12 protein-coding genes are annotated in these 13938 nt (G+C 66.3%); 3 read left to right on the forward strand and 9 right to left on the reverse strand.

The window, feature by feature from the left end; translation table 11 throughout:
* Position 1 precedes the first annotated feature (1 nt).
* Entirely contained in the window at positions 2 to 3370 is a 3369-nt protein-coding gene (gene rne, locus L2Y97_RS07695; protein WP_425492852.1) for a ribonuclease E, read from the reverse strand.
* 360 nt (positions 3371 to 3730) lie between these two features.
* On the opposite strand from rne, the gene L2Y97_RS07700 reads away from it, so the two are divergent.
* Entirely contained in the window at positions 3731 to 4678 is a 948-nt protein-coding gene (locus L2Y97_RS07700; protein ID WP_256452080.1) for an RluA family pseudouridine synthase, read from the forward strand.
* Between the two features lie 27 nt (positions 4679 to 4705).
* Here the strand turns inward: L2Y97_RS07700 and L2Y97_RS07705 are convergent, their stop codons facing one another.
* Complete coding sequence (locus tag L2Y97_RS07705) at positions 4706 to 6097, reverse strand: CPBP family glutamic-type intramembrane protease (protein ID WP_247435003.1); 1392 nt, start codon at positions 6095 to 6097, stop codon at positions 4706 to 4708.
* A gap of 1 nt (position 6098) precedes the next feature.
* A complete protein-coding gene (locus L2Y97_RS07710) occupies positions 6099 to 6440 on the reverse strand; it encodes a 4a-hydroxytetrahydrobiopterin dehydratase (RefSeq protein WP_247435005.1) in 342 nt (113 codons plus the stop codon).
* Positions 6441 to 6582: 142 nt separating this feature from the next.
* Between L2Y97_RS07710 and L2Y97_RS07715 the strand changes: the two genes are divergently transcribed.
* Positions 6583 to 7176, forward strand: coding sequence for an NfuA family Fe-S biogenesis protein (locus L2Y97_RS07715; protein WP_247435008.1), 594 nt, complete (start codon positions 6583 to 6585; stop codon positions 7174 to 7176).
* A gap of 83 nt (positions 7177 to 7259) precedes the next feature.
* Here the strand turns inward: L2Y97_RS07715 and L2Y97_RS07720 are convergent, their stop codons facing one another.
* The 6 genes from L2Y97_RS07720 to L2Y97_RS07745 all read right to left on the reverse strand — a co-directional run bounded on the left by L2Y97_RS07720 (position 7260) and on the right by L2Y97_RS07745 (position 11867).
* A complete protein-coding gene (locus tag L2Y97_RS07720) occupies positions 7260 to 7613 on the reverse strand; it encodes a c-type cytochrome (protein WP_343218394.1) in 354 nt (117 codons plus the stop codon).
* Positions 7614 to 7627: 14 nt separating this feature from the next.
* The gene (locus tag L2Y97_RS07725) at positions 7628 to 7966 is read right to left on the reverse strand and encodes a c-type cytochrome (protein WP_247435011.1); all 339 of its coding nucleotides are present in this window, start codon (positions 7964 to 7966) and stop codon (positions 7628 to 7630) included.
* Positions 7967 to 8167: 201 nt separating this feature from the next.
* Positions 8168 to 9418, reverse strand: a complete 1251-nt coding sequence (locus L2Y97_RS07730; protein WP_247435014.1) for a TraB/GumN family protein — start codon at positions 9416 to 9418, stop codon at positions 8168 to 8170.
* A gap of 88 nt (positions 9419 to 9506) precedes the next feature.
* Positions 9507 to 10397, reverse strand: a complete 891-nt coding sequence (locus L2Y97_RS07735; RefSeq protein WP_247435017.1) for a carbon-nitrogen hydrolase — start codon at positions 10395 to 10397, stop codon at positions 9507 to 9509.
* A 21-nt stretch (positions 10398 to 10418) separates the two neighbouring features.
* Positions 10419 to 11456 carry an agmatine deiminase family protein gene (locus L2Y97_RS07740; protein WP_247435020.1) on the reverse strand — a complete coding sequence of 346 codons (1038 nt, stop codon included), beginning with the start codon at positions 11454 to 11456 and terminating at the stop codon, positions 10419 to 10421.
* An 81-nt stretch (positions 11457 to 11537) separates the two neighbouring features.
* Complete coding sequence (locus tag L2Y97_RS07745) at positions 11538 to 11867, reverse strand: hypothetical protein (protein ID WP_247435022.1); 330 nt, start codon at positions 11865 to 11867, stop codon at positions 11538 to 11540.
* A gap of 177 nt (positions 11868 to 12044) precedes the next feature.
* Between L2Y97_RS07745 and abc-f the strand changes: the two genes are divergently transcribed.
* Complete coding sequence (gene abc-f / locus L2Y97_RS07750; RefSeq protein ID WP_247435024.1) at positions 12045 to 13937, forward strand: ribosomal protection-like ABC-F family protein; 1893 nt, start codon at positions 12045 to 12047, stop codon at positions 13935 to 13937.
* The last annotated feature ends 1 nt before the right edge of the window (position 13938 follow it).

A 13938-nucleotide genomic window follows, 5' to 3' on the forward strand; every position in this document is an offset into this window, starting at 1 on the left:
TTTACGCCTGGCCGTCGTGCGGCTCGTGACGCGGCCGCGTGAGCAGGTCGCCCTGGGTCGGCGGCGTCCAGGTGGGCTGGTCCGTCGGGGCAGCCGGCGCGTGCGAAACGTGCGAGACGTTCGATGCTTCGGGCGATTTCGGCGTGGCCGGTTCGGCCGACGACACTGCAGCCGGTGCCGGTGCCGGTGCCGGTGCCGTGGCAACTGGCGTGGTGACAACCGCCGGTGTTGGCGTCTGGGCGGGCTTCGGTGCCTCGGCAGCGGCGGGAGCGACCGCTACCGGCTGCTTTTCAGCTTCCGCCGTCTTCGCCGATTCGCTGGCGTCATCGGTGGGGGCCGTGGCGACGTCGTCGGGCGCGATGCCGTTAGCCTTCGGGGCCTCCGCGGGCTTTACCGCTTCCACGGACGGGGTTGCCGGTTCGACGGCCGGTACGGTGGCTTCGGTGGTTTCGATAGCGGGATCTGCCGGAGCCGCCGGAGCAACCTCGGCCTTCACCGGCTCGATCGTCGGCGCGGGAACGGCCAGTTCATCGGACGCGATGCCACGGGCCGGTGCATCGAGCACGGACTCAGAAGGCGCGGCGGCGGCCGGTACCGGCGTGTGCGAGGAAGCGACCGGGGCCGTCTTCAGCGGCGCATCCGATTCGGTCTGGCGGCGCTCGCTGGTACGAACGTCGACCGAATCGGCCGGCGAGACCGGCTCATGCGCCGTGGCGGCCGGGGCGGTCGACGCGGTATTGCCCGGGATGGGCGGCAGCTTCGGCAGCGAAGGCAGGGTGAGCGCGGAAGGCACGTGCTCTTCATCGCCTGGCTCTACCGGGCGCGTGGCCTCGGCGCGCGGGGCTTCGGCCTTCACGGCGTTGGCGGTCGCTTCGGTGCTAGCGAGCACGGGCGGCACGGTGGCGCTGTCGCGACCGGCACCGATGTCGTCATCACCATCCTCGTCATCGAGATCGGCACCTTCGATGCCGCCCTCGATGGCACCCGCCTGGGCACCATCTTCCTGGCGACGGCGGCGACGGCCGCCACGACGGCCGCGGCGACGGCGCTGGCCGCCTTCGCCGGCTTCGCGGCTGGCTTCGCCTACGGCGGTGTTCGCCTCGACGGCTTCGCCCGTGCTGGCAGGCAGCTCGGTGGCCGGGGCCGTCAGCAGTGCTTCGTCGGTGACCGGCGCGGCCACCGGTGCCGCCGGCTTCTCGGCCTGGGGGCGCTGAGCCTGGGGCGGGGTGGCGGCCTTCTCGACCTTCTCGGCCTTGTCTGCCTTTTCACCCTGCTGCTGGCGCTCGTTGCGCGGCTGCTGCTGGCGGCGGTTCTCGTTGTTGTTGGGGTTCTTTTCCTGCTGATCCTGGCGGCCGCCCTGGCGACCACCCTGGGCCTGCTGGCCGTCCTTCTGGCGTGCGGCCTTGTCCTCGCCCTGGCGCTGCTGGCCCTTGTCCTGCTTGGCCTTCGGCTGCTGCTGGCCCTGGCGGCCCTGGGCGTTGTCCTTTTCCTTGTCCTTTCGCTGGCCCTGGCGCTGCTCGCCCTTGCCACGGCCTTCGCCACGACGCTCGTCACGACGGTTGCGGTCGTTGCGATCGTTACGGCCGCCCGAACGCGATTCCTCACGACGGCCCGAGGCGGGTGCCGGGGCAGCCACGACGACCGGTGCCGGCTTGGCGCCGCCACCGAACAGGCCACTGAACAGGCGCGAGAAGAAGCCGCCCGTCGGCGCTGCCGGTGCGGTGCTGCGCGCGGCCTGGGCCGGCGCAGCGACGGATTCCGGCTCGTCATCGCGGATGGGCGCTGGCGAGGAGGGGACGACACCGGTCACCAGCGGCTGCTCGCCGCTGCCCAGCATCTGGCCCATCTTCGGCAGGGCGGTGGCGACCACCGGGGTGGTGCGCTCGTAGCTCGGCTTGCTGTGTTCACCCATGTCCGCTTCGCGGATGCGGGTGATTTCGAGGTGCGGCGTCTCGAGCTTGTCGTCGGCCACGACCACCACGTGCACGCTGTGGCGCAGCTCGATTTCAACGACGCTGGCGCGCTTTTCGTTGAGCATGAAGTTGGCGACCGACGGCGGCGCCTGCACCAGGACCTGCCCGGTGTTCTCCTTCATGGCGTGTTCTTCGATGAGGCGCAGGGTCGACAGGCCCAGCGACTCCACGCTGCGGATATGGCCGTGGCCTTCGCAACGCGGGCATACATTCTGCGTGGCCTCGCCCAGGCTCGGGCGCAGGCGCTGGCGCGACATCTCAAGTAGGCCGAAGCGGCTGATGCGGCCGATCTGGACGCGGGCACGGTCGGCCTTGAGGGCGTCCTTCAGGCGCTCTTCCACCTCGCGCTGGTGGCGCGGGCTGTCCATGTCGATGAAGTCGATGACGATGAGGCCGCCGGCGTCGCGGATGCGCAACTGGCGGGCAATCTCGGTCGCGGCCTCAAGGTTGGTGTTGAACGCCGTCTCTTCGATATCGCTGCCCTTGGTGGCCTTCGACGAGTTGATGTCGATGGCGGTCAGGGCTTCGGTCTGGTCGATGACGATGGAGCCGCCCGAGGGCAGGCGCACATTGCGCTCGAAGATCGATTCGATCTGGGTTTCGATCTGGTAGCGCGAGAAGAGCGGGGTGGCGTCCTGGTACAGCTTGAGCTTGCGCAGGTTGTTCGGCATGACCTGCTGGACGAAATCGCGCGCGTCCTTGAACAGCGATTCCTCGTCGATGAGGATCTCGCCAATATCGTTACGCAGGTAGTCGCGCAGCGCGCGGATGAACAGCTTCGATTCCTGGTAGATCAGGAACGGCGCTTTCTGCGAGGTGGCGGCCGCCGAAATCGATTTCCACAGCTGGAGCAGGTAATCCAGATCCCACTGCAGTTCTTCGGCGTCGCGGCCCATGCCGGCGGTACGCACGATCAGGCCCATCTCATCCGGCACCGAGAGGTGCTCGAGGGCTTCCTTCAATGCCTGGCGATCCTCGCCTTCGATACGGCGCGACACACCACCCGCACGCGGGTTGTTCGGCATCAGCACCATGTAACGGCCGGCGAGGCTGATGAACGTGGTGAGGGCGGCGCCCTTGTTACCGCGTTCTTCCTTCTCGACCTGGACGATGATCTCCTGGCCTTCCTTCAGGAGCTCGCGGATATTCGATTTACCTTCCGCGTTGGGGTTGAAGTAATCGCGGGAGATTTCCTTCAGCGGCAGGAAGCCATGGCGCTCGGCGCCGTAATCGACGAAGCAGGCTTCAAGGGAGGGTTCGACGCGGGTGATGCGGCCTTTGTAAATATTGGCCTTTTTCTGTTCCCGGGACGGGATTTCGATGTCGAGATCGTAAAGGTTCTGGCCATCGACGATGGCCACGCGCAACTCTTCGCGCTGAGTCGCGTTGATCAACATACGCTTCATTGTAGGTTCCTCGGCCTTGCCGCGCGGCCGCGCGCCGCGGTGGCGCCCGTGTGGCGGCCTGCCGGGGATCGCGCCGCTGCGATGAGGCTTTAAGCGGCTTGGTATCCGGGGCCGATGCCTGGTCCCGGCGTGATTCGTTAATAAGCGCCTTGCAACCGGCCCGTTTCCTTACGGATAACCGGACAACTGCAACCCGAACCGTTACGATATAGGGTGTCTTTCGCCTCCCAACCCCTCGGATGGGATAGCGCGACACTCGCCTTACGTGACGGAACCGGCACCCCGCGAGAGAATAAGTCTTCAGCGGAGCCTGGCGCTCGCCGAGTATCCTATCAATTTCGAGTTTTATCAATGCAGACGGCAACTTCCCTCGACGGCGGCCAAGGTGTGCGGCAGGTCGAAATCGGCCCCGAGAGGGACGGGCAGCGTGTAGATAACGCGCTAATGACCCTGTGCAAAGGGGTCCCTAAAAGCCTGGTCTATCGCATCCTGAGAACGGGCCAGGTCCGTATTAACGGCAAGCGCGCCAAGCCGGATACCCGTCTGGCGGCCGGCGATATGCTGCGTATTCCGCCCATTCGCATTGCGGAGAAAGAAGAAGGCGTGGCTCCGAGCGGGATGGTCAAGGCCGTCACGGATGCAGTCATCTTTGAAGACAAGCACTTCCTGGTCATCGACAAGCCGGTGGGCATTGCCGCCCATGGTGGCAGCGGGGTGAGCCATGGTGCGATCGAGCTGCTGCGCGCCGCGCGCCCCAACGAGCACCTGGAGCTGGTCCACCGCCTCGACCGCGACACCAGTGGTGTCCTGGTCTTTTCGAAGAGCCGGGCCGGCCTGACCGGCCTCCAGGCCCTGATCCGCGATAACCAGGTGGTGAAGCAGTACCTCTGCCTCATGACGGGTACCCCGCGGAAGGCCAAGTTCGATGTGAACGCGCCGCTGCTCAAGTCCGTGATGCATGGCGGTGAGCGCATGGTCCGTGTCGATGACGCCGGCAAGCCGTCGCTCACCTTTTTCCAGGAAGTGGAACAGTACCCGGGCAGCCGCCTCATGCGCGCGACCCTGGGCACGGGCCGCACCCATCAGATCCGCGTCCACGCCCAGTACATTGGCCACCCGCTCGCCGGCGACCCGAAGTACGGCGATCCGGAGGCGAACAAGCGCCTGCGCGCCAAGGGGCTGAAGCGGATGTTCCTGCACGCGGCCCGCATGAGCTTCGACCTCGATGGCAAGAACTACGACTTTTCCGCGCCGTTGCCCGACGATCTCAAGCAGTTCCTGGACAATCTCCGTAGTTAAGCGCGTGTAGGAGCGGGACGTGGCGGATCAGCTCAGGAACCGGGCGCTGACCTCGAGGCTGCGAAGCACGCCGCCCGCCATGCAGGCTTGCATGATGACCGCCGCCGCCGCGTGGGCCACGGCCACGGGCAGCAGCGACCGGTTGTGCAAATACCACCACGCCCAGCCCAGTTCGGCCACGAAGCACAGCTGCATCAGCAGGCCGTTGGGCGTGTGGAGCAAGGCGAAGGCCAGCGCCGTCAGAAGGACGGCCGCCGGTCGTGGCAACGCCCGGGCCAGTAGCCCGGCGACCACGGCCAGCATCAGCCACTGCTGGAAAAACGCCCACCCTATATAGAGGAGTGCGCGGCCGACGGGCGGCCAGGCGGGTGTGTGTCCTGCAACAGCGGCGATGCCGAGGGCGACCGGGATGGCGAGGAGCGGCCAGCCGGCCATCCGCCAGCTGCCCTTCCAGTGCCAGCGGGGTACCGCTCGAATCCAGCTGAGGAGGGTGGCGTAAATGATGCCCCCGGCGAACATCGCGACAGCACTGGCCTCCGGCAGCGGCGCAAGCCCCAGGCCCGCGATGAGCCAGAGTGGGCCGGCCACCGCCAGCGCGGCGTTTACCAGGTCGTCGATCCGGCTGCCGTCGCGGCGCCGTCTCAACCGCATGGCGCCGGTAACGAGTAGCGCCAGGTAAACGGCGGCAGGGGCCCAGCGTCGCCATGCGGGTGCCGGGCCAGGTGGGGGTGCGCTGCCAAAGGTCGCCAGCGGATCGACCGCACGCTGCTGGTCGCGCCAATGAAGGAGGCCCTCTGCGGACAAGCCGTTGGGGATGGGCGTGCCGGTTTCGGGAGGTGGGCCGCCGGCACGGGCCAGGCTCGCCCCCCTAAGCGTGAGGGTGGCGCCCGTCGGCAGGGTGAAGCCAAGCCGGAGCATGGCTGCCCGCTGGGGTGCCGGGACCGTCGCCCCTGTCGCATCCCGCCAGGTGAGCTGATCCAGCCGGATGGGTGCGGAAAGACCGGGAAGTTCAGCGCGCACCAGGGGTGCTTCCAGTGTGGGCCGGGCGATAGCGCTGAATCGCCCGCCAGGCGCGCTCGCATCCACGCGAAGCAGGTTGAGGCGGGCCAGGTCGGCCTGCCGGCTTAGCGGAAAGCCCAGTTCGCCGCGTCCGCTGCCCGTTGGCGCCACGATAAGCCCGTGTTCGCCGGATTTAAGCGCAGCATCACCAAATACCTTCCCGGCGACGAGATCATCCGCCTCGCGAAATCGCCACGACCATGGTGATGCGCCGCTTGCATAGGCGGCACGGTCCTGGGCGCTGCCACGTTCCAGCGCGCCGCGCACCACGCGGGCCGCCAACAGGGGCAGCAGGAAGCAGGTGGCGACAGCCAGGGCGGCCATCGCCAGTGCCAGCGCGCGGTAGCGGCGTGAGGGCACGTCAGCGGTCGAGCAGGGCCTCGACGCGCGCGGCGCAGATCAAGTCGTTCAGCGACAGCCCGCCCACATCGTGGGTGGACCACAGGATGTGGCAATGGCCGTAGCCAGCCTCGAGGTCGGGGTGGTGGTCTTCCTGGTTCGCCATGAAGCCCACCGCGTTGATAAAGCCGAGCGTGTGGTGGAAATCCTTGAACGGGAAGTCCTTCACGATCGCCTTGCCGTCAGCCGTGACTGCCCAGCCCGGCAGGTCCTTCAGATAGCCCTGGATGGTGTTGCTGTCGAGGGCGTGCTCGGCGCCTTTGCGGGGCTGGCAATGCTGGGTGGCGAGGGGCGAGAGCGACATGGCGGCGTATCCATCCGGAGAAAGGAGCGAAGGGTCGATGGTCGCGGTTGAATTGTCAAAAGGGCGCGCCCAGATCGAAACCGTACTAAAATGGTCTTGTTTCCCGGCGATCCCCGCGCCGGGCATGTCTTTCGGAGCCACCATGATCGATATCACGGAACGCGCCCAGGCGCATTTCCAGCGCCTGATCGCCCAGCAGGGTGAGGATGGCCTTGGCGTGCGCCTGCGCGTCGTCTCGGCCGGTACCCCCGCGGCGCAGTGTGAGCTGGAGTTCTGTTCCACCACCGAGCTGACGGGCGATGAGTGGACCATCGAGTGCCAGGGCTTCAATCTCTACGTCGATAGCGAAAGCATGCCGTGGCTCGATCCGGCCAGCATCGATTACGAGATGACCCCCACGGGCAGCCAGCTCAACATCCGCGCACCGCGGATCAAGGGCGAGGCGCCGGGCGAGGGTGCCGGTGTGGTCGAGCGCGTGAAATACGTGCTGGAGACCGAGATTGCTCCCGGTATCGCCTCCCACGGCGGGCGCATCTCACTGGTGGAAGTCACGGCCGAGGGCGTGGTGGTGCTCCGCTTCGGTGGCGGCTGCCATGGCTGCGGCATGGTCGACGTGACGCTGAAGAATGGCGTGGAAAAGACCTTGCGCGAGCGCATTCCCGAAGTGACCGAGGTGCGCGATGCCACGGACCACGCCACGGGCGAGAAGCCGTATTTTGAGCGCAAGGCGGGCTGATCCGCGGCTTGTGTAGGAGCGCGCTTGCACGTAACAAAAAAGCCCGCGAAAGCGGGCTTTTTTGTTACGCGTAACGGGGCGGGTCAGTCGCCCTGCACATGCCCCTCGAGGCCGCTGAGCTTGGTCGGCATCGTGTGGAAGTACGCGGAGATATCTTCGATATCCGTATCGGAAAGCGTGGCGGCAAACCCCTTCATCACCAGGTTATCGCGCTTGCCGTTCTTGTATTCGTGCAGTGCCTGCGCAAGGTAATCGGCGTATTGGCCGGCCAGGCGCGGGTATTGCGGATCGATCGAGTTGCCATCCTGGCCGTGGCACGCCACGCAGGTAGCGACTTTCTTGGCGCCAGCGGCCGGATCACCGGCGGCCATGGATGTCGAAGCGGTCAGCGCCAGCGCGGCGCCGATGAGAGTCAGGGTGAACCCACGGATCATCATGCGTCCTCGGCGGCTTACTTGGCGAGACTGGAAAGGTAGGCGGCGATGTCGGCAATGTCCTTGTCCGACAGGCTTTCCGCCTGGGCGCCCATGGTCGGGTGCGTGCGACCCGTACCCGGAGTGACGAAGCCCTTCCGGTAATCCTTCAGCGCATTGACGATGTATTGCTCGTTTTGCCCGGCGATGTGCGGCACGTGGTAGGACGGGTAGACGTTGCCGTACCCCGGCACCCCGTGACAGCCCTGGCAGGTGTAGATCAGCTGCCGTCCCCTGGTTTTATCCCCTTCTGCGTGCGCTACGGTGGCGGCGCACATGGCTACAGCGATCAGACCTGACAGATACAGACGCTTCATCAATGATTCCCTGGGTGCCGGGCGGGGCCGGGGGTGAAAGCAGCCCTTGGAGTATAGAGGCGCCTTCGCGCGGGCGACAACCGGCGGCGCAGCATAGGGTGGCGGGCCCTCTGGCCGCGCATGTTGGCGGGCGTGGCATCCGTGTGGCGGGCCGGAGCGCGCTTGCGCGTGATGGGGCCTGCGATAGCGCAGGGCGGCCCGTCAGAGCAAGCTGCGGATGATATGGATCCCGGCGATGTACTCGCCGGCGATGGTGCCGATGCACACCAGGAAGAAGTTGAGCAGCGTGCGGGCCACGCGGTTCTTCCACCAGCCGGTCCAGTGCGTGATGTCATCACGCAACTGCTCGAAGTCGACCACGCGCGGCTTGCGGATCCATGCCTCGACCATGGCACTTACGGCACCGGAGGGGATGCCGGGGCGGAACGGCTTGACCGGGCCGGCGACAAACGCGGCGATGATGCTGAGCGGATGCGCGCCAGCGATGAGTGCACCGAGTGCCGAAAGGCCGCCGGTTAACAAGACCCAGTTGAGCAGGGCTTCCTTACCCAGGCTGGGGTTGCGGTAGAACGCGAAGCCGATGACCGCGAAGATGGCGAGCACGATGCCGACGGCCAGAAACTTCGGCCACTTCGCGGCGGGTGGGGTCACGGCAAGCTCATCGGACAACGCCTGAGGATGGCCGTGCTGGTTCGCCAGCTCCGCGCTCATACCCTTCAGGTGACCGGCACCAATGACCACCAGCACCTTGCGGCTGGGTGCGGCGGGATCCATGCGGTCGCCATACTCGCGCAGCTTGGCGGCCATGAACTCATCGCGCTCGGCGATGAGGGCGCGGTACAGCGGCGCCGAGCCTTTCGCAAAATCACTGAAGGCACTCTCGAGCAGGTCGGATTGCTTCAGCTTCTCGATGTCTTCTTCGGCGATATCTTCGCGCTCGAACACGCTGCCGAGCATGCCGGCCAACAGGCCAAAACGCTGGAAGAAGCCCACGCTGCGCCAGGCGCGCTTGAGCGTGGTCCCGACTTCGCGATCGACCAGCCACACGGGGATGCCGCGCGCATCCGCCCCGTCCATCGCGGCCTTCATTTCCGCGCCCGGCTCAATGCCGTATTGCGCGGCAAGGCGCTTCTGGAACGAACCAAGCACGAGGCTGGCGGCAACCATGCCGGCCTTGCCCTGGCGGATGACCTGGAACAGGTCCATCTGCTTGAACGCTTCCGGGTCGCGGATGCCGTGTGCGCGGCTGGCGCACAGCTCCACGGCAACGGCATCGAAGTGCTCGGTATCGAGCAGGGCGTTCACCGCTTCGACGCTGGCGCGCGAGACGTGCGCCGTGCCGAGGATGACGTAATCCACGCCGTCGCGTGTCATGCGCGTGACGGGCTGGCCGGTGAGGGCTGTCACTTCGTTGGGCGTTGTCTCGTCCGGGAGCATGGGGGTCCTGCGCATGGGGTAAGTTGCGAAGCGTAAATCGTCAGCACGGCGCGGTCGCCGCAGGGATGTTACTGACGATTTACTTCCTGACGCTTTAGGTACATCAATCCCTGTACCGCTTCACCAGGTCGCCATACGCATCGATGCGGCGGTCACGCAGGAACGGCCAGATGCGGCGGACGTGCTCGCTGCGCTCCATGTCGACATCTACGATGAGCAGTTCGCGGCCATCCGTACCCGCCTGGGCCAGGAACTCGCCCTGCGGGCCAGCGACAAAGCTGGAGCCCCAGAACTGGATGCCGCTGCCCACGCCGGAGGGATCCGCTTCGTAGCCCGTGCGGTTGCACGACAGCAGCGGCAGGCCGTTGGCAACGGCGTGGCCGCGTTGCACCGTGATCCAGGCTTCGCGCTGGCGCGCTTTCTCGGCATCGTCATCGTTCGGATCCCAGCCGATGGCCGTGGGGTAGAACAGCAGGTCGGCGCCGGCCAGCGCCATCAGGCGCGCGGCTTCCGGGTACCACTGGTCCCAGCACACGAGCACGCCGAGCTTGCCCACCGAGGTCTGGATCGGCTCAAAGCCGATATCGCCCGGGGTGAAGTAGAACTTCTCGTAGAACGCCGGGTCGTCCGGGATGTGCATCTTGCGGTACTTGCCCGCGATGACGGCCGAGCGATCAAAGACCACGGCGGTGTTGTGGTACAGGCCCGTGGCGCGCTTTTCGAAGATGGATGCGACGACGACGAGCTTCAGTTCCTCGGCGAGCTTGCCGATGCGATCGGTGCCCGGGCCGGGAATGGTCTCGGCGCGATCGAACTCCGCCACGCTTTCGTGCTGGCAGAAGTACGGGCCGTTGTGCAACTCCTGCAGCAACACCAGTTCGACGCCGGCCTTTGCCGCTTCGCGCAGCGCCGACTCGATGGCATCGAGGTTGGCATCGCGGCTGCCGCGATCGGTTTCCTGGAGGAGGGCGACCTTGAGGGTCTTGCGGGTCATGGTTGTCTATCCTCGACGTACTTATTTGGCGATATCGGCGGGCAACTGCATGGTGATGCAATGCAGGCTGCCGTTCTGCCAGATGAGCGGGCGGCACGGTACCTGCACCACTTCGCGGCCCGGGTGGGCCAGCCCGATGATCCGGGCCGCTTCCGCATCGACGCGGTCGCCGTAGGCCGGCACCAGCACCGCGCCATTCACGATCAGGTAGTTCGCGTAGGACGCGGCCAGGCGGCGTCCTTCGTCGATGATCGGTTGGGCCCAGGGCAGCGGGTGCAGCGGGTACGGCTTGTCTTCCGGCGAACGCAGCTCGGCGAGTTCGGCGGCCATCTGGCCCAGTTCCTCGAAGTGCGGATCGCTGGCATCGTCGCACGCCTGGAAGACGATGCCGCCATCCGGGCTGAAGCGCGCGAGCGTATCGATATGGGCGTCGGTGTCGTCGCCTTCAAGGTAGCCGTGCTCCAGCCACAGCACGCGATCGGCGTGCAGGGTGGTGGCCAGGGTATCGGTCATGGATTCGCGTGAGAGATCCGGGTGGCGCTGCACCAGGCACTTCCAGGTGGTCAGGATGGTGCCCCGGCCGTCGCTCTCGATGCCGCCACCTTCCAGTGCCCAGTCGATGCGCTTGTGCGGCAGGCCGCTCAGCACGCCACGCTGGAGCAGGCCCGCGATGATCGCGTCATCCTGCTCGGCGCCGAACTTGCCGCCCCAGCCGGTGAAGCGGTAGTCGTTCAGTAGCACGCCGTTGGGGCCGGTCAGCGTGATCGGGCCTGAATCGCGCAGCCAGGTGTCGTCGTAGGGGAGTTCGATGAAATGCACGCGCGACATGTCGGCGCCGGCCTCTTCGATGGCCAGGCGGGCGCGTTCGCGCAGCTCGGCATCGGCCACGATGATGTGCAGCGGTTCAAAGCGGGTAACCGCCGCCGCCAGCGCCACATAGGTGGTCTCCACCTCGGCAAGGCGGTCGGCCCAGTCGGTGTCCGCGTGCGGCCAGGCGATAAGGACGCCGGCCTGCGGCTCCCATTCGGCGGGAAGGCGGTAAGAAGCGGTCTGGGTCATGGCGGGCAGGGAGGTCCGGGGAAGCCGCCTATTGTAGGGCTTCCCGATGACGCCTGCCTGTCTTGCACCCCGCCTTGCGGCTTAGGGGTGGGTGTTATTGCCGGCGGGCGTGTTCAGCACCGTGTGGATCACGTGGCTGCGCTCGAAGTACACGATATAGCCCGGGTACATCCAGCGATTGATCACCGGCTGCTTGCTGCTGCCGCCACCGCGGGCATCCAGCTTGGAGGTGGGTGCGCCGAAGCGGCGCTCCACGTCGGCCATGCTCATGCCCTTGGTCGGCAGGTTCATGCCCTTCTCCTGCTGCACACGCTGCATCAGGAGGGTATCGCCCGCGCGGGCGGTCGGAGCCGCGGCAACGGCCACGAGGGCCAGCGCGATCGCGGTGAAAACAGGCTTGATGGTGTTCATGATGGCTCCGTCGCGCTCCCCATGCGGCGCAGGACAGCGTTTTAACAGATCGCCCGATGCGGCGCCATGGGCGGCGTGCCGCGGTCTTCACGGCTGTGCCGTAAGTCGCATTCGGGCGACGCGGGAGGGCGGGCCCGCTATCATGCGCAGTCGCCTTTCGCCTTCTTCTGGCCCGCCATGATCTCGTTCCGTAACCTCGCCCTGCGCCGGGGCACCCGCACCCTGCTCGATAACATGGACCTGACCATCCAGACCGGGTGGAGCCTGGCCGTCATCGGCCGTAACGGCTGTGGCAAGTCCACCTTGTTCGCTGCGCTCAAGGGCGAGCTGGAACCGGAGAAGGGCGACCTCGACATGCCGTCGAAGGTACGCATGGCCTCCGTCGCCCAGGAAACCCCTGCCTTGCCCGATGCCGCGATCGACTACGTGCTGGGCGGCGATGTGGAAGTGGCCGCGGCCCTGAAGGCCGAACAGGATGCGTATGACTCCGGGGACCTCGAGGCGGTGGCCATGGCCCATCTGCGCATCGAGGAGGTCAATGGCTACGACGGCCGCGCCCGTGCCGGGCGCCTGCTGCACGGCCTGGGCTTTTCGCCGGAAACCCACGAGCAGGCCGTGGCCTCGTTCTCGGGTGGCTGGCGCGTACGCCTGAACCTGGCGCGTGCGCTCATGGCGCCCTCGGACCTGCTGCTGCTCGATGAGCCCACCAACCATCTCGATCTCGATGCGGTGCTGTGGCTCGAAGAATGGCTGCGCCGCTACCAGGGCACGTTGCTGATCATTTCGCATGACCGTGAGTTCCTCGACACGGTGACCACCCACACCATGCACTTGCACGACGGCACGGCGAAGCTCTACACGGGCAACTACTCGCAGTTCGAGCGCCAGCGCGCCGAACACCTGCGCCAGCAACAGATCGCGCATGTGCGCGAGCAGGCGGAGCGTGCGCACCTGCAATCCTTCATCGACCGCTTCAAGGCCAAGGCCAGCAAGGCCAAGCAGGCACAGTCGCGCATGAAGCGCCTGGAAAAGATGAGCGGTACCGAAGCGGTTCGCGCCGAGCGCCCCTTCAGCTTCAGCTTCCCCAAGCCCGAACGCCTGCCCACCTCCATGTTGCGGCTGGATCACGTGGATGCCGGCTACGGCGATCGCGTGGTGCTGAAGGACATCGGGTTTGGCCTGGAAGCGGGCGACCGCATCGGCCTGCTTGGCCCGAATGGCGCCGGCAAATCCACCATGGTGAAATCCCTTGTCGGCGAACTCGCGCCGATGGCCGGGGAGCGGCCGTTCCACAAGGACCTGAAGATCGGCTACTTCGCCCAGCACACGGTCGAAAGCCTGCACGATGGCTGGAGCGCGTTCGATCACCTGCAGGACAAGGCACCCAACGCCGGCCAACAGGTCCTGCGCGATTACCTCGGTACGTGGAATTTCCCGGCCGATCGCGTCTTCGAGCACGTGGATGCGTTCTCCGGTGGCGAGCGCGCCCGCCTTGCCCTCGCGCTGATCGCGTGGGACAAGCCAAACCTGTTGCTGCTCGACGAACCGACCAACCATCTCGACCTGGATATGCGCGAAGCGCTGGCCGACGCGCTCTCTGATTTTGATGGCGCGCTGGTGTTGGTTTCGCACGATCGCCACCTGCTCGGCATGGTCTGTGACGAATTCTGGCGCGTGGCCGATGGCGATGTCGGCCCGTTCGACGGCGACCTGGACGACTACGCCAAGTGGCTGCGCACGCGTGCCACCACGCGCAAGACGGCGGCGGTGGCTTCGGCGCCGGCCGATGCACCGGTAAAGGAAAACAACGCGAAGGAGAAGCGCAAGCTTTCCCCGGAAGATCGCGAGAAGGAAAAAGCGGTGCGTGCCCGCGTGAAGAAAATTGAATCGCTGGTGGAAGGCATGGACAAGGAGCTGCTGGCGATCGAAACGAAATTGGCGGATCCGGCCGTTTATGGTGGCCCCACCGCCGAACTGGCGCGCCTTGGCCAGCGCCAGGCCGAACTGCGCGGCGAGAAGGAGACGCTTGAGTTCGAATGGATGGAACTGCTCGAACAGATCGAGGCCTGAG

Source organism: Luteibacter aegosomatissinici (assembly GCF_023078495.1).
GTDB classification, from domain to species: domain Bacteria; phylum Pseudomonadota; class Gammaproteobacteria; order Xanthomonadales; family Rhodanobacteraceae; genus Luteibacter; species Luteibacter aegosomatissinici.